Source organism: Nonomuraea sp. NPDC005501 (genome assembly GCF_040605905.1).
Lineage (GTDB): Bacteria > Actinomycetota > Actinomycetes > Streptosporangiales > Streptosporangiaceae > Nonomuraea.
On the sequence record NZ_JBEXDT010000038.1, the window covers coordinates 13,597 to 30,006 of the forward strand.

General features: G+C 72.4%; 13 protein-coding genes. 9 read left to right on the plus strand and 4 right to left on the minus strand.

Annotated features, from left to right (window positions below):
- Positions 1 to 654, plus strand: a complete 654-nt coding sequence (npdG, locus tag ABZS51_RS19830; protein WP_355442799.1) for an NADPH-dependent F420 reductase — start codon at positions 1 to 3, stop codon at positions 652 to 654.
- A gap of 114 nt (positions 655 to 768) precedes the next feature.
- On the opposite strand, the gene ABZS51_RS19835 is transcribed toward npdG, so the two are convergent.
- Complete coding sequence (locus tag ABZS51_RS19835; RefSeq protein WP_355442802.1) at positions 769 to 3,987, minus strand: S8 family serine peptidase; 3,219 nt, start codon at positions 3,985 to 3,987, stop codon at positions 769 to 771.
- Between the two features lie 122 nt (positions 3,988 to 4,109).
- Here ABZS51_RS19835 and ABZS51_RS19840 point away from each other — a divergent pair, with 122 nt between their 5' ends.
- Genes ABZS51_RS19840 through ABZS51_RS19850 form a run of 3 tightly spaced genes read left to right on the plus strand, consistent with a single transcriptional unit; the run spans position 4,110 to position 6,653 of the window.
- On the plus strand, positions 4,110 to 4,727 hold the full coding sequence (locus ABZS51_RS19840; RefSeq protein ID WP_355442805.1) for an RNA polymerase sigma factor: 618 nt from the start codon (positions 4,110 to 4,112) through the stop codon (positions 4,725 to 4,727).
- Positions 4,720 to 5,760: a CU044_5270 family protein gene (locus tag ABZS51_RS19845; RefSeq protein WP_355442807.1), complete on the plus strand. Its 1,041-nt coding sequence runs from the start codon at positions 4,720 to 4,722 to the stop codon at positions 5,758 to 5,760. The genes ABZS51_RS19840 and ABZS51_RS19845 overlap by 8 nt, the downstream gene beginning before the upstream one ends.
- Positions 5,757 to 6,653: a hypothetical protein gene (locus tag ABZS51_RS19850; RefSeq protein ID WP_355442809.1), complete on the plus strand. Its 897-nt coding sequence runs from the start codon at positions 5,757 to 5,759 to the stop codon at positions 6,651 to 6,653. The genes ABZS51_RS19845 and ABZS51_RS19850 overlap by 4 nt, the downstream gene beginning before the upstream one ends.
- Positions 6,654 to 6,893: 240 nt before the next feature.
- Here the strand turns inward: ABZS51_RS19850 and ABZS51_RS19855 are convergent, their stop codons facing one another.
- Entirely contained in the window at positions 6,894 to 7,580 is a 687-nt protein-coding gene (locus ABZS51_RS19855; RefSeq protein WP_355442811.1) for an alpha/beta hydrolase, read from the minus strand.
- 94 nt (positions 7,581 to 7,674) lie between these two features.
- Positions 7,675 to 9,195 (minus strand): PLP-dependent aminotransferase family protein, encoded by a 1,521-nt coding sequence (locus ABZS51_RS19860; protein ID WP_355442814.1) that lies wholly within the window; start codon positions 9,193 to 9,195, stop codon positions 7,675 to 7,677.
- A gap of 60 nt (positions 9,196 to 9,255) precedes the next feature.
- On the opposite strand from ABZS51_RS19860, the gene ABZS51_RS19865 reads away from it, so the two are divergent.
- Positions 9,256 to 10,431 (plus strand): aminotransferase class I/II-fold pyridoxal phosphate-dependent enzyme, encoded by a 1,176-nt coding sequence (locus tag ABZS51_RS19865; RefSeq protein WP_355442817.1) that lies wholly within the window; start codon positions 9,256 to 9,258, stop codon positions 10,429 to 10,431.
- Between the two features lie 38 nt (positions 10,432 to 10,469).
- Positions 10,470 to 11,525 (plus strand): threonine/serine dehydratase, encoded by a 1,056-nt coding sequence (locus tag ABZS51_RS19870; protein ID WP_355442820.1) that lies wholly within the window; start codon positions 10,470 to 10,472, stop codon positions 11,523 to 11,525.
- 127 nt (positions 11,526 to 11,652) lie between these two features.
- Here ABZS51_RS19870 and panB read toward each other — a convergent pair whose 3' ends face one another.
- Positions 11,653 to 12,504 (minus strand): 3-methyl-2-oxobutanoate hydroxymethyltransferase, encoded by an 852-nt coding sequence (panB, locus tag ABZS51_RS19875; protein ID WP_310715206.1) that lies wholly within the window; start codon positions 12,502 to 12,504, stop codon positions 11,653 to 11,655.
- A 132-nt stretch (positions 12,505 to 12,636) separates the two neighbouring features.
- Here panB and ABZS51_RS19880 point away from each other — a divergent pair, with 132 nt between their 5' ends.
- From ABZS51_RS19880 to ABZS51_RS19890, 3 genes are all read left to right on the plus strand, one after another.
- Positions 12,637 to 13,851, plus strand: coding sequence for an MFS transporter (locus ABZS51_RS19880; protein WP_355442823.1), 1,215 nt, complete (start codon positions 12,637 to 12,639; stop codon positions 13,849 to 13,851).
- Between the two features lie 132 nt (positions 13,852 to 13,983).
- Positions 13,984 to 15,534, plus strand: a complete 1,551-nt coding sequence (locus ABZS51_RS19885) for an MFS transporter (protein WP_310715201.1) — start codon at positions 13,984 to 13,986, stop codon at positions 15,532 to 15,534.
- Between the two features lie 7 nt (positions 15,535 to 15,541).
- Entirely contained in the window at positions 15,542 to 16,159 is a 618-nt protein-coding gene (locus ABZS51_RS19890; protein WP_355442826.1) for a TetR/AcrR family transcriptional regulator, read from the plus strand.
- The last annotated feature ends 251 nt before the right edge of the window (positions 16,160 to 16,410 follow it).

Sequence of the window (16,410 nt, forward strand, 5' to 3'; positions counted from 1 at the left end):
ATGACTGACGTGAGCGGGCTTTCCATCGCGATCCTGGGCGGCACGGGCGACCAGGGCAAGGGGCTGGCGCGGCGCTTCGCGCTGGCGGGGCACGAGGTGCTGATCGGCTCCCGGAGCGCCGAGCGCGCCCAGGAGGCGGCCGCCTCCATCGGCCCGAACGTCCGGGGCGCGGCGAACGCGGACGTCGCCGCCGAGGCCGGCATCGTGATCGTGGCCGTGCCGTACGAGGGGCACCGGGCGTTGCTGGAGTCGCTGCGCGGCGAGCTGGCCGGGAAGATCGTGGTCGACTGCGTGAACCCGCTCGGCTTCGACAAGCAGGGCGCCTACGCGCTGCCCGTCGAGGAGGGCAGCGCCGCGCAGCAGGCCGCCGCCGTCCTGCCGGACAGCCGCGTCGTGGCCGCCTTCCACCACGTGTCGGCCGTCGTGCTGCTGGACCCGGCCGTGGAGAAGGTGGACCTCGACGTGCTCGTCCTCGGCGACGACCGGGAGGCCACCGACCTGGTGCAGGCGCTCGCGGACGTGATCCCGGGCGTGCGCGGCGTGTACGGCGGGCGGCTGCGCAACGCGCACCAGATCGAGGCGCTGACGGCCAACCTCATCTCGGTCAACCGCCGCTACAAGGCCCACGCCGGAATCCGCATCACCGACGTCTGAGCCCTACCGGGGTGCCGGACTCCCCGGGCGTCACAGCCAGCCGGCGTCCTCCGCGATGCGGATGGCGTCGATCTTGTTGCGGGCGCCCGTCTTCGTGATGGCGCTGGCCCGCGGTCAGTTCCGGGGTGCGATCCGGTAGGCCCGGATGACGGTCTGCTCGACGGTGTTGCCCGCGGTGTCGGCGGCTTTGGCGCGCAGGGAGACGAACCCCTCCGCGGCCGGGTGGTTCACCGTGACCTGGCCCTTGTGGATTTGGGCCGGGCTCCAGGTGGCGCCGTCGTCGACGGAGACCTCCACGGTGAGCTCGCGCACCTCACCGGCGGTCGAGCCCTGCTGTCGTTCCACGCGGACCGGTACCCGGTAGGTTTCGCCGCTGGGTGCGGTGTTACGGGCATCCAGCGCGGGGGTGAAGCGGACGACGGAGACCGGCAGCGGGTTGTCGTCCTCGGTGTGGTCGGAGCGGAATGTCCAGGCGGCCGAGGTACGGGTGGACAGGGTCGCGGGTGCGCCCCGCTCGGTCTCCACGACCAGCCGGTAGTTCGCCGCGTCCGGTGGGACGCGGAACCCCTTCCCTCCCAGTTCGGACCGTTCGGCGAACAGGACGCCGTCGCGGTAGAGCGCGACACGCGCCCGGGTGGTCGCGGCCCAGCCGACGTGACCGGCGCCGTCGCCGTACATGGGCACATTCGCCCGGATCGAGTCCCCGGAGCGGGTCAGCACGCCGGGGTCCTCGCCCCTCGCCAGGACGGGAGAGAAGACGCCCAGGTTCCACGATTCCCGGTAGGCGCGGCCGGGTGTGTAGCCGGTGAGGCTTGACTCGAAGGCGGTCTCACCGCCTTCGGAGCCGTCCTCCCAGAAGTAGCGGCGCCACTTCGTTCCGCCGTCGGCGTTGACGTATTCGGTGCGCACGGATGGCGTGGTGAAGGTCGTCTCGGTCAGGAGGTCGGTGATCGGGCCGCCGGGCGGCTGGGCGGCTGCGGCGGCGCGCCCCCTGCCGCCGGTCAGGTGGGCGGCATAGGTGGTGTGGATGGCCGCCAGGTCACGGACGGCCACTTCGCGGCGGAACCCGGTGACCATGCCGCCCTCGTGAAACCATGCGAGCCGGTAGACGCGGGAGCCGCCGGGCGGTGCCCACGTGCCGGTGATCTGGGTCAGTGACCCGTCGTAGGCCCGGTCGGGGCCGAGCTGCGCGGTCGTCAGGTTCTCGAACCGTTCCGAGACGAGGGGATAGGAGAACGTTCCGTCGCTGAAGGTGACCTGGGCGTCGACCTGGGCGGCCGACGGGTCGGGCACGGTGACCGAGATCGGTTTGCCCAGGCGGGCGTCCAGGTCGAGGGTTTGGTTCTCGGCAAGGTCGAGGCCGGGGTGGATCAGCTGGGTGGCGTGGTCGCTGTCGAACAAGGTGCTCCTGATCATCCAGCCGCCCTTGGGCAGGCGGAGCGTGACGGCGCCGTCGCGGGAGTCTTGCACGGTGATGTTTTTGACGATGCCGGAGGAGTCGGTCCGGTGCAGCGTGGTGAGGTAGTCGGCGGTCGGGCTGCCGTCGCGGCCGGTGTGTTCGAGGGTCAGCGCGTAGGTCTCCCTCTCGTTCTCCACCGCCAGCGGCGTGCTCACTCGGACGTCGCCGCCGGCGGCGACGAGGTAGCCGCCGAGGTATCCCACCGGGGCCGCCGCGGTGTCGGCGGTGACCGAGACGTCGGCCTGCCCGCCCGCGGGCACCGTCACAGTCGTGGGATTCACCGTGAACGGCTTCGCGTCGCCCTGGCTCTCCACGGACACGTTGAGCGTCACCGGCACGGCTCTGTGGTTGCGGTAGGTGACCTGCCGTGTGAGGGGCTTGTCGTCGTCGTGCGGCCACTGCTGCACGCCGAAGCCGACGCCGCCCGGCTCGGCAGTGACCGCCTGGGCCGTGGCCCGTCCCACGTCGACCCGGCCCGCGCCCTGGTCGAAGACGGCCACCGCGGGGTTGGGCGACGCCGATCCCATCAACGCCGCCTTGAGCGTGCCCGGGCTCCAGTCCGGGTGCTGCCCGGCCAGGATCGCGGCAGCCCCGGCGACGTGCGGAGTGGACATCGAGGTGCCCGACATCGCGACGTAGGAGCCCTCGCCGAACGGCGCGTCCTTGGCGCGGGCGGCGACGATGTCCACCCCGGGCGCGGTGATCTCCGGCTTGAGCGCCGAGTCGGCGGCGCGTGGCCCTCTGCTGGAGAAATCGGCCAGCTCGTCGGACTTGGTGACGGCACCCACGGCCAGGGCCGCGTCGGCGCTGGCCGGCGACTCCACCGAGCGCTCGTTGCCGCTGTTGCCCGCGGCGACCACGAACAGCATGCCGTAGCGCTGGGTGAGCGTCGCCACCGCCGACTCCAGTGGATCGATCTCGGGGGTGTCGGCGCCGCCCAGGCTCAGGTTGACCACCTTCGCGCCCTGCTCGCCGGCCCACTGCATGCCCGCAAGGATCGCCGACTCCTCGCAGAGGGTCACGCAGACCTTCCCGGCCAGGATGCTGACAGCGGGCGCGACCCCCTTGTACGTCCCACCAGAGGCGGCGCCGCTGCCGGCGATGGTGGAGGCGATGTGGGTGCCGTGCCCGTTGCGGTCGGCGGCGTCGGAGGATCCGGTGAAGTCGGCCTGCGCGCTCACCCGGCCGGCCAGGTCGGGGTGCGTGGCGTCCACGCCGGTGTCGAGCACCGCCACCTTCACCCCGGCGCCGGTGTAGCCCCGCTCCCACGCGGCGGGTGCGCCGATCTGCTTGACGCTGGTGTCCAGCGTCGGCTTGCGCAGACCGTCCAGCCAGATCTTCCCCACGCCGCCGGACAGGGCCTGCCCATCGCCGGCGACGCCGCTCCAGAACCGGGCCCGGTCCTGCTTCGCGGCCCGTACGGCCAGGCCGGACACCGCTCTCAGCTCCCGCGTCACCCGGGCGCCGCCCGCGGTCATCGCCGAGCGTAACCCGCCGGCCAGCGCCGGCCCCGAGCCGGTCACGATGAGCGGCAGGTCTCCGCGACGGTCGTCGTAGCCCAACGTGACGAGCGTCGACACGTCGAACAGTCGCGGATCGAGCCGTCCCCGGCGCACCAGCACGGCCGCGTCGCTGGGTAACACCCGAAGCCGCCCGTCCTGCTTGTCGATGACGAAGGAGATCTCGGCACGGCCTGCGCCCCGCTCTACCAGGAAGCCGCCGTCCGGTCCGGTCAGTGTCACTCGGTCTCCGGTGATCAGGGTGACCGTGACAGGAGTGGCGGGCGGCGCGGGCCCCTCCTCGGCCGCCGCCGCCCCCGGCGCGGTGAGCGCCAGCACCATGACCCCAGTAAGTAGCGAAAATCTGCTTCTCATATCCTCTTCCAGCCAGTGTCCCTGTAGTCCGCCTCGAACGGCGGATCACCTGTACTCCACCGGAAGCGGCGGCGACTTTCACGGGCCGTGAAAGCGGAAGGCCCCATCGGTTGAGTAGGGGTGTGACTGCCAAGATGACGGCTCCGGGCCTCGACGATCCGCCGGAGACGGTCAGCGACGAGGCCCTGGTGGAGCTGTCGCGCCGGACACCCGAACGGTTCGGCGAGATCTACGACCGGTACGTGAGCGAGATCCACGCCTACCTGGGCAGGCGACTCGACCGGCAGGCCGCGGACGATCTCACGGCCGAGGTGTTCCTGGCCGCGTTCAGGAAACGTGAGACGTTCGATCCCCAGCGTGGCGCGGTCCGTCCCTGGCTCTACGGCTTTGCCGGCAACGTGATCGCGCTACACCGGCGCGCCGAAACCCGACGGCTGGCGGCGCTGCAGCGCAGCGCTGGCGCGGACGACGACCGCGAGCACGGCCACGAGGATCGCGTGATCGCCCGCATGGACGCCGTGAGCACACAGGGGCGGCTCGCGGCCGGACTGCGCGCGCTGTCCGACGGCGACAGAGACGTGCTGCTGTTGAGCGCACTGGCCGAGCTGAGCCATGAAGAGGTGGCCCAGGCGCTCGACATCCCCTACGGCACCGTCGGATCCCGCCTGTCTCGGGTGCGCAGGAAGCTTCGTGCCGCCCTGGGCGGCGTCAATCCCTTGTTTGGAGGCCCTGATGGATGATTACCAGGCGGTGCGGGACCTGCTGCCCGCACCGCCGTTGTCGCCCGAGGTCGAGCGGGCCGGGCGCGAACGGCTGGCCGTCGCCTTCTCCCAGGAGCGGGTACGGCGTGGCCGCAGGGCCGCCAGATGGAGTGCGCTGGCGCTCGGCCTGGCCGGGGCCGCCGCAGCGGCAGCGATCGTCATCGCGCACATCACGCCCGCCGGCGTCCCCGCCCCTCATAGCGCGGCCGCCCAGGCGGACGGCAAGCGGTTCCTGCTGATCGCGGCCGCCTCGGTGGCCGCCATGCCCGACGAAGGCGCGTGGTGGAGCAGCACGGAGGTTAACGGCCGGCAGTTCCACGAGCCCGGCGGACGGTACGTCCTGCGCGAGAGCGAGTCGGTCGAGACCTGGATCCCCGCGGACCCCGAAGGGCGCACCTGGTACCGCCACACCCCTCAGGGGATCAAACCCGTGACGCCCCAGGACGAGACGGCCTGGGTCGCCGACGGCTCGCCGACGTCCTGGACATACGACAAGCCTGCGGAAACCGGACGCTCCGGTGTCGTACGGTCCGAACCCGGTGAGCAGCGGACCTGGTCGACCGAGGACTGGGACTTTCGCATTCTCATGGCGGGCAAGCCGCTGACCAAAATGAGCGAGGTGCCCGACACCCCTGAAGGGCTGAAGGCGCTCATCGCCGCCGACGACCGCACGACCATCGACACCGCGGCACGGCTGCTGTTCTTCGCACCGGTGACCAGCGAGACCAGGGCCGCCGCGTACCGGCTGCTCGCCTCCGCGCCCGGGGTCACCGCCGTCGGGCAGGTGACCGACGCGCTGGGCCGCGCCGGGCAGGCGATCGAGTACCAGTCAAGCGAGTTCGCGCCCCCGAACTATAGGGGGGCGACCAGGACCCGGCTGGTGATCGACCCCGCCTCCGGCAGGCCCCTTTCCATCGAAATCCGTTCCGCTGCGGACGGCTTGCTCCTGACGTACACCGCGATCCAGGACAGCCGCTGGGCGGATTCCAACCCGTTGAAGGAGAAGAAATGAGATTCGCTCTTACCGTTGCCGCTTGGCTGCTGTTCGCCGGTGTGGCCTCTGCTCCGGCGTCCGCCGACGCGCCGAAGGGGGCGTACTGGCGGGTCGAGACGACCTACACCAGGACCCACCCTCGCGCGGTCGGCAACGGCTACCACCTGACCCAGCGCAGCGTCAGCACCGAGTGGCTGTCGCCAGAGGGAAGGAGTTGGAGCGGCCTCCGTGAGCTGGGAGCCGAGCCCGCGACCAAGAAGGACGAGGCGGCCTGGCGCGCCGACGGGTCGCCGACCACGTGGGACTACCGCACGGAGGGCATGAAGATCCACCTGTCCGCCCAGCCCGGCAAGGGCTCGGTGAGGGCGACCAAGGAGCGGCCCGTTGGGTTCCGGCTGGGCGAGAAGTACGTTACGTACCAGCAGCTCCAGGCGCTGCCGACGGAGGCTGAGGCGCTCAGGAAGCAGCTGACCGCCGAGGTCAGCACCTGGATCGACGAGGCCGCCGAAGAAGCCAAGACCACCGCCCCGCAGGCCACGAAGAACGACTGGTTGGTCAACCTCGACCGATACGTCGCTCAGCGGGCGGCCGAGCTCCTGTACGCCAACCCCGTACCCGACAAGGTCAGGGCCGCCGCCTACCAGGTCCTCAAGACCACCAAGGGCGTCAGCGACCTCGGCCGGAGCAAGGACCCGCTGGGCCGCTCCGGCCAGAAGCTCGCCCTGCCCGTCTCGTCGCGCAAGGGCTCGGTGCTCAAACAGCAGCTCCTCGTGGACACCTCGGCCATGACACTGCTGGCCGAATACACCGACCTCGACAACGGCGGCAAGGCGATGCTCGGCAAGTCCGGCATCAAGACGATCAAGGCCGGGTGGACGAACGACAAGCCCGCCGTTCCAGACATGAGCTGACCCGGGCCTCCGCCGCCGCAGCCCTGACGTCGGCGTAAGGGCTGCGGCCTCCCGGGCACCTCCATCGTCAGGCGGAAGCCGCCCGGGGGTGCGCGCGGCGAGCAGCGTCCCGCCGGCGTACGCGGCCCGCTGCTCCAGCCCCGTCAGCCCGCCCCACTCCACGGTCGTGGTCTTGCCGGCACGAATGGCCGTCATACCGGCGACTATTCCGGGGTGTTCAGGAGCGCGGCGGTGAAGAATTCACGACTTGCGCGACAACGTCAGCAGCGCGTCGGCGACGGCCTCCGGCTCCACCACCTGGTGCAGGTGCGCGCCGGGGATCCTGGTCACGGGCCAGCCGCGCCGCGCCGCCTCCTCGGCCATCACGTCGTACGGCGGGCCGTACCAGAGGTACGAGCACCTGACCTCGTCCCAGCCGGCCGGGACCGGGATCGCCTCGGTGTAGTAGGCGAGCGGCAGCCGCGGCTGCTCCTCCACCACCCGGGCCCGCGTCGCCGCGTCGGGCAGCATCCCGGCGACGACGTCCTCGCTCCACCAGTCGGTCCACCGCGGCAGCATTCCGTCATCGCCGGCCAGCCCGCGCAGGAACTCCAGGTCCGCCTCCTCGGCCGCCCGCACCAGCCCCTTGCGGGGCGGCACGTGGGCGTCGGCGAGCACGCACGCCACCACCCGGTCGCCCAGCCCCTCCTTGACCACCGGGGCGAACAGGCCCGCGTTGCTGTGCGCCACCAGCACGAGCGGTGTCTCGGGAGCGGCGTCCCGCACGGTCTCCACCACCCGGGGCCAGGTCGGCGACCCGGTCCGGGCGACCCGCGTCAGGTCGGGCACCACGGCGCCGTGCCCGCGCCGCTCCAGCGCCGCGGCGACGGGCGCCCAGGTGGAGGGGCCCATGGACGGGCTGTGCACGAGTACGAAGGTCGTCGTCATGCTCCCAGGGTGACAGCGGCCGGGAGCGGCGGGGCGCGCTGTCAGCTCACAGCGCAGCCCGTACGGTCACCGTACGGGCTGCTGGAATCCGGGGTCAGACGACGAGCGGGTGGCGGTGGGCCGGGCGGCGGCTGCCGTCGTAGGCGTCCCACGCCGCCGCCAGGCCGGCGACCGCCCGCGACAGCTCGTCCGGCGGGAACAGGAAGTGCAGCCGCATGTGGTCGGCGTGGCCGCCGAGCGGGTCGAACGAGCGTCCCGGCGGCACCGCCACGCCATGCCGGAGCGCCACCTGCGCGTAGGAATCGACGTCGCCGCGCGGGATCCGGACCCAGATCGTCTGCCCGCCGCTCGCCCGCTCGAACGACCACGACGGCAGGCGCGCGGCCAGCTCCGCGCAGAGCAGGTCGTGGCCGGCCCGCAGCTCGCGCACCCGCTCGGAGCGGATCTCCGGCAGCCGCCGCAGCAGCGCCGCGGCGGCGATCTGGCTGACCACCTCGCCGCCCAGGTCGTGCACGGCGCGCAGCCGGGCCAGCCGCGACACCAGCGGGGCCGGGGCGCGCACCCAGCCGACCCGGAGGCCGCCCCACACCAGCTTGCTCAGCGAGGCGATGGTGATGACCTGCTCTCCCCGGGTGTACGAAGCGACGGGCGGCGGGGTCTCGCCCGAGAAGCACAGCTCGGCGCAGACCTCGTCGTCGATGAGCGGCACGTCGTGCTCGCCGGCCAGCCGGGCTAGCCGCCTGCGGTCACCGGTGGCCATGGTGGCGCCGGTGGGGTTGCCGGCGGTGGGGACGGTGTAGACGAGCGACGGCCGCTCCCGCAGGGCCGAGGCCAGGCCGGGCACCGCGCCGGGCACCGAGGCGTCGAAGGCGCCGAGGGCCACAGGCCGCACCACCGTGGCGGCGTGCCGGAACACCTCCAGCGCCCCCGGGTACGTGGGGGACTGGGTCAGCACGGTGTCGCCCGGCGACAGCAGCAGCCCCGCCAGCAGCGTCAGCGCCTGCTGCGCGCCCGTCGTGACCAGGATCTCGTCCGCCGTCGTGGGCAGGCCCCGGTCGCGGTAGTAGGCGGCCACGGCCTCGCGCAGCTCCGGGTTGCCCGCCGGCTGGTATCCCAGGTCGCGGACCCGGGCCAACCGCCCGATCGCCTCCTCGTACGCCTCCGCCAACGCCGCGGGCGGCCGGTCGGGCGCGGCGCAGGTGAGCAGGCTCACCCCGTCCGGGGGGTGCAGGATGTGCAGCAGGAGGGGGTTCGCGCGCACGCTGTCGGCGGTGCGGGAGGCGGGCAGCTCCAGCGGCGCCACCCGGGTGCCGCTGCCCTGCCGGCGCGTCACCCGTCCCTCCTGCTGGAGCAGGTCGTACGCCGCCACGACCGTCCCCCTGCCGACGGCCAGCCGCCGCGCGAGCGTCCGGTCCGCCGGCAGCGGCGTGCCGGGCGCCAGCACCCCGTCGTCGATGAGGGCGCGGAGCCGGCCGGCCAGCAGCAGGTACAGCGGCCCGCGACCGGACGCCCACCGGCCGAGCATGTCGACCAGATCATCCAGGCCCGCCGTGGCCCCCAGGACGGCCGCGGCCTTCAGCTCCGCCGTGGCCTTGCTCACATTGGCCCCATTCATGGACCAATTCTGTGTCATTGGATCTGACAAAAGCCACCTCTTCCGGACATCCTTGACGACATGACCGAACTCCGTCCCGAGACCCGCGTCGTCCACCTGCCGCAGCCGCCCGTCGAGCACAGCCGGCCGATCACGATGCCGATCTACCAGACGTCCGGGTTCGTCTTCGACGACCCGGCGGTGATGGCCGACGCGATGGGCCGCCCCGACGGCCCGTTCGTGTACGGCCGCTACACCAACCCCACCGTGCGCGCCCTCGAGGACGCCGTGTCCGGCCTGGAGGGCGGCGCCGGGGCGTTCGCCACCGGGTCCGGCATGGGCGCCATCAACACCGTGCTGTTCGCCCTGCTCAAGCCCGGCGACCACGTGATCGCGCAGAAGTCCCTGTACGGCGGGACGGCCGCGATACTCAACGAGCTCGCCGCCCGCTTCCGCGTCGATGTCACCCACGTCTCCGAGGCCGACCCGGACGCGGTCCGCCGGGCGGTGCGCCCCGAGACCAGGCTGCTGTACCTGGAGACGATCTCCAACCCGATGGTCCTCGTCGCCGACCTGCCCGGGATGTGCGCGACGGCCCGCGAGCTGGGGCTGGTCTCGGTGGTGGACAACACGTTCGCCTCGCCGGTGCTCTGCCGCCCGATCGAGCACGGCGCCGACGTCGTCGTCCACTCCACCACCAAGTACCTGTCGGGGCACACCGACGTCGTCGGCGGCCTGGCCGTCTTCCGCGACCGAGAGCTGTACGACAAGGTCTGGCACTTCTCCACCGCGCTCGGCGCCTCGGCGGACCCCTTCGCGGCGTGGCTGACGCTGCGCGGCCTGCAGACGCTGGGCCTGCGCATGGAGCGCCACTGCTCCAACACCCGCCTGCTCGCCACCCGGCTGGCCGAGCACCCCGCCGTCGCCGCCGTCCACTGGCCGGGGCTGCCGTCGCACCCGTCGTACGAGCTCGCCGGCAAGCTGCTGCCGGACTTCGGCGGCGTGTTCTCCTTCGACCTCGTGGGAGGCCGCGCGGCGGGGGAGAGGTTCATGAAGTCCGTACGGCTCGCGCTGCTGGCGCCGTCGCTGGGCGGCGTCGAGACGCTCACCATGCACCCCGCGACCACCTCGCACCGCTCGCTCAGCGCCGATGAGCTGGCCAGGCACGGCATCGACGAGGGCACGGTACGTCTCGCGGTCGGCATCGAGCACCCGGAGGACCTCTGGGCCGACATCGAGCAGGCGTTGGCAGACTAGACCGGGACCCAGAGCGTGTACGACGGAAGGACGGCCCCATGACGGTGACGTACGAGGACGTGACGGGCGCGGCCCGCCGCATCGCGGGGCACGTGCTGCGCACGCCGGTCCTGGAGGTGTCGCCGGGGCTGTTCCTCAAGCTGGAGCAGCTCCAGCACTCGGGGTCGTTTAAGGTACGCGGGGCGTTCAACCGGATCCTGTCCGCGGGGGAGCTGCCGCCGGCGGGCGTGATCGCGGCCAGCGGCGGCAACCACGGCCTTGCCGTGGCCCACGCGGCCCGCGCGCTCGGCGTCCGGGCCGAGATCTTCGTGCCCGAGGTGACGAACCCGGTCAAGGTGGCCGGTCTGCGGACCCTGGGCGCGGAGATCCGGCAGACCGGGGCCATCTACGCGGAGGCCGCCGAGGCCGCGGCCAAGCGCGCCGCCGAGACGGGCGCGCTCGCGGTCCACGCCTACGACCAGCCCGAGGTGATCGCCGGCCAGGGCACCGTCGGGCTGGAGCTGGCGGAGCAGGTGCCGGGGGTGGACACAATCGTCGTGGCGGTGGGCGGCGGCGGCCTGATCGCCGGCGTCACCCTCGGCGCTGGAGCTTTGAACGCAGGAGCCCTGACCGCAGGGGCCGTGAACACAGGAGCCCTGACCGCGGGGTCCTTGAACACAGGGTCCCTGACCGCGGGGGCCCTGGACGTGGCGTCGCCGGACGCCGGGGCGCCCGGCGACGGGACGACGGGGCCGCGGATCGTCGCCGTGGAGCCGGAGCTCATCCCCACCCTGCACGAGGCGCTGCGGGCCGGGAAGCCGGTGCAGGTGCCGGTGAGCGGCGTGGCGGCCGACGCCCTCGGCGCCAGCAGGATCGGCGACCTGGCCTTCGGCGTCTGCTCGCGGGCGGGCGTGCGCAGCGTGCTCGTGCCGGACGAGGCCATCGTCGCGGCCCGGCGCACGCTGTGGGAGCGCCACCGGGTGGTGGCCGAGCCCGCGGGCGCCACCGCGTACGCGGCGCTGTTGTCGGGCGCGTACACACCGGCACCCGGCGAGCGGGTCGCCGTCGTCGTCTGCGGCTCCAACACCGACCCGGCCACCCTGAACGCGGAGTGACACCGCGGCCCCCGCGCTGACCCGGCCACAGTGAACGCGGAGTGACACCGCCGCTCCCGCGCTGACCCGGCCACCGTGAACGCGGCGTGACCCCGCCGCGGCGGGAAGCCGCGGCGGGGACGGCGGGTCAGCGGTAGGTGTGCTCGCGGGCCGGGAAGGCGCCGGTGACGACGTCCTCGGCGAAGGCGCGGGCCGCGCGGTCGAGGTCGCCGGCCAGGTCCGCGTACGTCTTGACGAACTTCGCCGGGCGCGGCGTCAGCCCCATGAGGTCCTGCCAGACGAGCACCTGCGCGTCCGTGGCCGGCCCCGCGCCGATGCCGATCGTGGGGATCGACAGCGACGTCGTCACGCGTTCGGCCAGCTCGGCCGGCACGCACTCCAGCACCACCGCGAACGCGCCCGCCCGCTCCAGGTCCTTGGCGTCCTTCATCAGCTCCTCGCCCGACTCGCCGCGCCCCTGGACGCGGTAGCCGCCGAAGACGTTGACCGACTGCGGCGTCAGCCCGAGGTGGCCCATGACCGGGACCCCGGCCGACACCAGCGTCTCCACCTGGGGCAGCACCCGGTGTCCGCCCTCCAGCTTGACGGCGTGGGCGCCGGCCTCCTTCAGGAAGCGGGCCGCCGACTCCAGGGCCTGCGCCGGAGACGCCTGGTAGGAGCCGAACGGCAGGTCGGCGACCACGAGCGCGCGCGAGGAGCCGCGCACGACGCCGGCCGTCAGCGGCAGCAGGTCGTCCACGGTGACGGGGACCGTGGAGTCGTAGCCGTACACGACCATGGCCGCCGAGTCGCCGACGAGCAGGACCGGCACGCCCGCCTCGTCGAACACCCGTGCCGTCATGGCGTCGTAGGCCGTGAGCATCGGCCACCGCTCGTGGCGCTCCTTGGCCGCCGCCAGGTCGCGGACGGTGACGCGGCGCCCGGTGGCGCCCCCGTACAGGGTGGTGGGAGGGGGTGGGGGCAGGGTGGAAGAAGACATGTCGAACGCTCCAGAAAGGTCTCGAGGCGCCCCAGCGGCGTACCCGGACCCTTCGATGATGCCATCCGCGAAAACCTGTGGCGAGACTGTCGGTGCCGCTTGCCACAATGGGTGCGGAGGTAAGCAATCACCATGGCTCTCGAACCTTACCGGCGTCTGCTGCGGCTGCCCGGCGTTCCCGTCCTGCTCCTCGTAGGACTGCTGGCCCGCGTGCCGTCGACCGCGACCGGCATGGCGCTGACGCTGCACGTGGTCGAGAGCATGAAGCTCGGCTTCGGGCAGGCCGGGCTGGTCACCATGGCCAGCACGGTCGGCATGGCGGTCGGCTCGCCGCTGTCCGGCAGGCTCGTGGACAAGCATGGGCTGCGCCCGGTGCTGGCCGTCACGACGGGGGCGCAGGCCGCGTTCTGGGCGTGCGCGTGGGCGCTGCCGTTCCCGGCGCTGGTGGCCGCGGCGGCGCTCGCGGGCCTGCTGGCGCTGCCGGTGTTCAGCGTGATCAGGCAGTGCCTGGCGGCCATGGTGCCGCTGGAGCAGCGCCGCATGGGCTTCTCGCTCGACTCGATGATCGTCGAGCTGTCGTACATGACGGGTCCCGCGCTCGCCGTGGCCGGCGTCACCACGCTGGGCAGCGGCCCCACCATGGCGATCATCGCGGGTGGCATGACGGCCGCCGGCCTGGGGCTGATCGCGCTGAATCCGCCGACCCGCTCGGCCGAGGAGCTCGCGAGGCCGGAGGCCCGCGTGCCGCGCCGGCGGTGGCTCACGCCCGGCCTGGTCGCGCTGCTCGGCACCGCCGCCGCGGCCACGTTCGTGCTGACGGCGAGCGAGCTGGCCCTGATCGGCACCATGAAGAACGCCGGGGAGACGGCGTGGGTGGGCCTCGCCGTCGCCGTGTGGTGCGTCTACTCGCTGGTGGGCGGGTTCGTGTACGGCGGGCTGAGCCGGGGGTTCTCGCCCCTGGTGCTCATCGCGCTGATGGGGCTGCTGACCGCGCCCGTGGGCCTGGCCGGGGCCGACTGGCGCTGGCTGGTGCTGGCGCTGCTGCCCGCCGGCCTGCTGTGCGCGCCGTCGCTGTCGTCCACGGTCGAGGCCGTGAGCGGGCGGGTGCCCGCCGGGGCGCGGGGTGAGGCGATGGGCCTGCACGGCACCGCCCTGCTGGTCGGCGGGGCGGTGTCCGCGCCCGTCGCCGGCGCGATCATCGACGAGCACGGCCCGGCCTGGGCCTTCGCCGTGGCCGGCATGGTGTGCGTGGCCATGGTGGCCGTCGCGGTGCCGTTCTGGCGCGGGCGCGCGGTGAGCGCCGCGTCGGCCGCCGCGGAGGAGCCGGCGGCCGTCTCCACGCGCTGACGGGGCGGCTGCTGTTCGGGTTCCGTTCACGAGCTCGACCGAACCAGTTTCGAAACGACACCGTCGCGTATCGGAATATCATGCGATACGGTGGCGTTGCGAAACTTTGACGTATCGAAATGAGGAGTTCGCATGGAAACCCACGCAGGCCATCCGCGCCGGTGGACGATCCTCGGTGTGCTGGTCTTCAGCCTCTTGGCGGTCGTGCTCGACAACACCATTCTCAACGTGGCGATGAAGACCATCGCCGACCCCGTCCACGGTCTGGGCGCGACGCAGAGCGAGCTGGAGTGGGCGATCAACTCCTACACCCTGGTGTTCGCCGGACTGCTGTTCACCTTCGGCGTGATCGGTGACCGCACCGGCCGCAAGCGGATGCTCTTCGTCGGCATGCTGCTGTTCGGCCTGTCCTCGCTGGCCAGTGCCTACTCCCAGGATCCCACCCAGCTGATCCTGGCCCGTGCGGCGATGGGCATCGGCGGCGCGGCCATCATGCCGGCCACCCTGGCCATCATCTCCAACGTCTTCCCGCCCGCCGAGCGCGGCAAGGCGATCGGCATCTGGGCGGGCGGCGTCGGGCTGGCCGTGGCCATCGGCCCGATCACCGGCGGCCTGCTGATCGAGAAGTTCTGGTGGGGCTCGGTCTTCCTCGTCAATGTGCCGATCGTGATCATCAGCATGATCCTCATCGGCGTCATCGTGCCCGAGTCGCGTGACCCCAAGCCGTCCAAGCTCGACCCGGTCGGCGTGCTGCTGTCCATCATCGGTCTCGTCGCGGTCGTCTACGGCATCATCCGCGGCGGCGAGCTGGCCACCGTCACCGACCCGGCCGTCTACCTCCCCGCCCTGGGCGGCGTCGCGGTGCTCGCCGTGTTCGCCTGGTGGGAGCGGCGCATCGACAACCCCGTCTTCGACGTCCGCAACTTCGGCAACGTCCGCTTCAGCTCGGCCATCGGCATGATGGGCATCGTCTTCTTCGCGATGATGGGCGGGATGTTCTTCCTGACCTTCTACCTGCAGATCGTGCTCGGCTTCAGCCCGGTCCAGGCGGGAGCGCTGATGATCCCGTTCGCGGCGGCGCAGCTCATCTTCGCCCCGCTCAGCCAGCGCGTGAACCAGCGCTTCGGCGGCAAGCTCGCCTCCGGCGTCAGCATGGCCGTGATCACCCTGGTCCTGGTGAGCTACGCGTTCCTCGACCAGAACACGCCCATCCTGCTCATCGAGGTGATCTTCTTCATCCAGGGCGCCGCGATGGCCAACATCATGCCGCCCGCCACCACCGCGATCATGGAGTCGCTGCCCAGGGAGAAGGCCGGCGTCGGCTCGGCCATGAGCAACACCGTCCGCCAGGTGGCCGGCGCGCTCGGCGTGGCCGTCCTCGGCTCGGTGCTGTCCTCCAGCTACCGCGGCGAGATCGCCCCGCACCTGACCGGCCTGCCCGAGGCCGTGCGGCACGCCGCCGGTGAGTCCCTCATGGCGACGGACGCCGTCTCCCACGCGCTCGGCGCCCGCGGCCAGGGCCTGATGGAGCCGGCCTACGACGCCTTCATCCACGGCATGCACATCACCGCCCTGGTGTCGGCGGCCATCGCGCTGCTCGGTGTCGCCGTGGTCGCGAAGTGGATGCCCGGCAAGCCCGCCCCCGTGCAGCAGGCGGAGGCGAAGGAACCAGCGGTAGTGTGAGGCCGCGATGACGATGCAGGAGATGGCGCAGGGAACGGCGGCGGCCGCCCGTCCGGCGGGCCGCCCCCGCAGCGAGAAGGCCGAGAAGGCGATCGTCGAGGCGACCCTCGACCTGATCGCGGAGGGCATGGGCGTGGCCGAGCTGTCCATCGAGGCGATCGCCTCACGGGCCGGAGTCGGCAAGACGACCATCTACCGGCGCTGGTCCAACAAGGAGGACCTGGTCGTCGACGCCCTCGCCACCCTCAAGGCCCCACCGCCGCCGGTCGCGGGCGTCTCGGTCCACGACGACCTGGTGACCCTCCTGTCGGCCATGCAGGACGAGAAGCGCAAGTCCCGCACCCGCTGCATCATCAACATCGCCATGAGCGACGCCGACCGCTACCCGCGGCTCATGGAACGGTTCGTGAAGATCGCCATCGAGCCGCGCAAGCAGGCGGTGCGCGACGTGGTCCAGCGTGGCATCGACTCCGGCGAGCTCAGGCCCGACGTCGACGTGGAGGTGGCGCTCGCGACCCTGTCGGGCGCCATGCTCTGGCACACCAAGTGGGGCAACGGCGACGTCACCGACGACTTTTCCACCCGGGTCGTCGACCAGGTCCTGAGCGGCCTTACCAGCCGCTGACCGCCCTTCCCTCCCTGCTCCCTTCCTGTTCCCTTCTGTCACGGCCGTCCCGGCTCCCGCCCGGGGCGGCCGTCGCGTCGCGGAGCGGGGCGTCGGTGACGGTCCGCCGCCCCGCAGGAGGCGGACCGGGCTCAGGTCAGCGCGTACAGCGTTACGAGCCCACCCATGAGCACGAGGACGCCGCTGTGGAGCAGCAGCCCGCAGCGCCCGCGGCGTCGAGCGTCCCGATCACCCGCCACAGCCGGGGCGGC

Coding starts and splice junctions, on each gene's coding strand:
- npdG (WP_355442799.1), top strand. CDS start 1: ATGACTGACGTGAGCGGGCTTTCCATCGCGATCCTGGGCGGCACGGGC.
- ABZS51_RS19835 (WP_355442802.1), bottom strand. CDS start 3,987: ATGAGAAGCAGATTTTCGCTACTTACTGGGGTCATGGTGCTGGCGCTC.
- ABZS51_RS19845 (WP_355442807.1), top strand. CDS start 4,720: ATGGATGATTACCAGGCGGTGCGGGACCTGCTGCCCGCACCGCCGTTG.
- ABZS51_RS19850 (WP_355442809.1), top strand. CDS start 5,757: ATGAGATTCGCTCTTACCGTTGCCGCTTGGCTGCTGTTCGCCGGTGTG.
- ABZS51_RS19855 (WP_355442811.1), bottom strand. CDS start 7,580: ATGACGACGACCTTCGTACTCGTGCACAGCCCGTCCATGGGCCCCTCC.
- ABZS51_RS19860 (WP_355442814.1), bottom strand. CDS start 9,195: ATGAATGGGGCCAATGTGAGCAAGGCCACGGCGGAGCTGAAGGCCGCG.
- ABZS51_RS19865 (WP_355442817.1), top strand. CDS start 9,256: ATGACCGAACTCCGTCCCGAGACCCGCGTCGTCCACCTGCCGCAGCCG.
- ABZS51_RS19870 (WP_355442820.1), top strand. CDS start 10,470: ATGACGGTGACGTACGAGGACGTGACGGGCGCGGCCCGCCGCATCGCG.
- panB (WP_310715206.1), bottom strand. CDS start 12,504: ATGTCTTCTTCCACCCTGCCCCCACCCCCTCCCACCACCCTGTACGGG.
- ABZS51_RS19880 (WP_355442823.1), top strand. CDS start 12,637: ATGGCTCTCGAACCTTACCGGCGTCTGCTGCGGCTGCCCGGCGTTCCC.
- ABZS51_RS19885 (WP_310715201.1), top strand. CDS start 13,984: ATGGAAACCCACGCAGGCCATCCGCGCCGGTGGACGATCCTCGGTGTG.
- ABZS51_RS19890 (WP_355442826.1), top strand. CDS start 15,542: ATGACGATGCAGGAGATGGCGCAGGGAACGGCGGCGGCCGCCCGTCCG.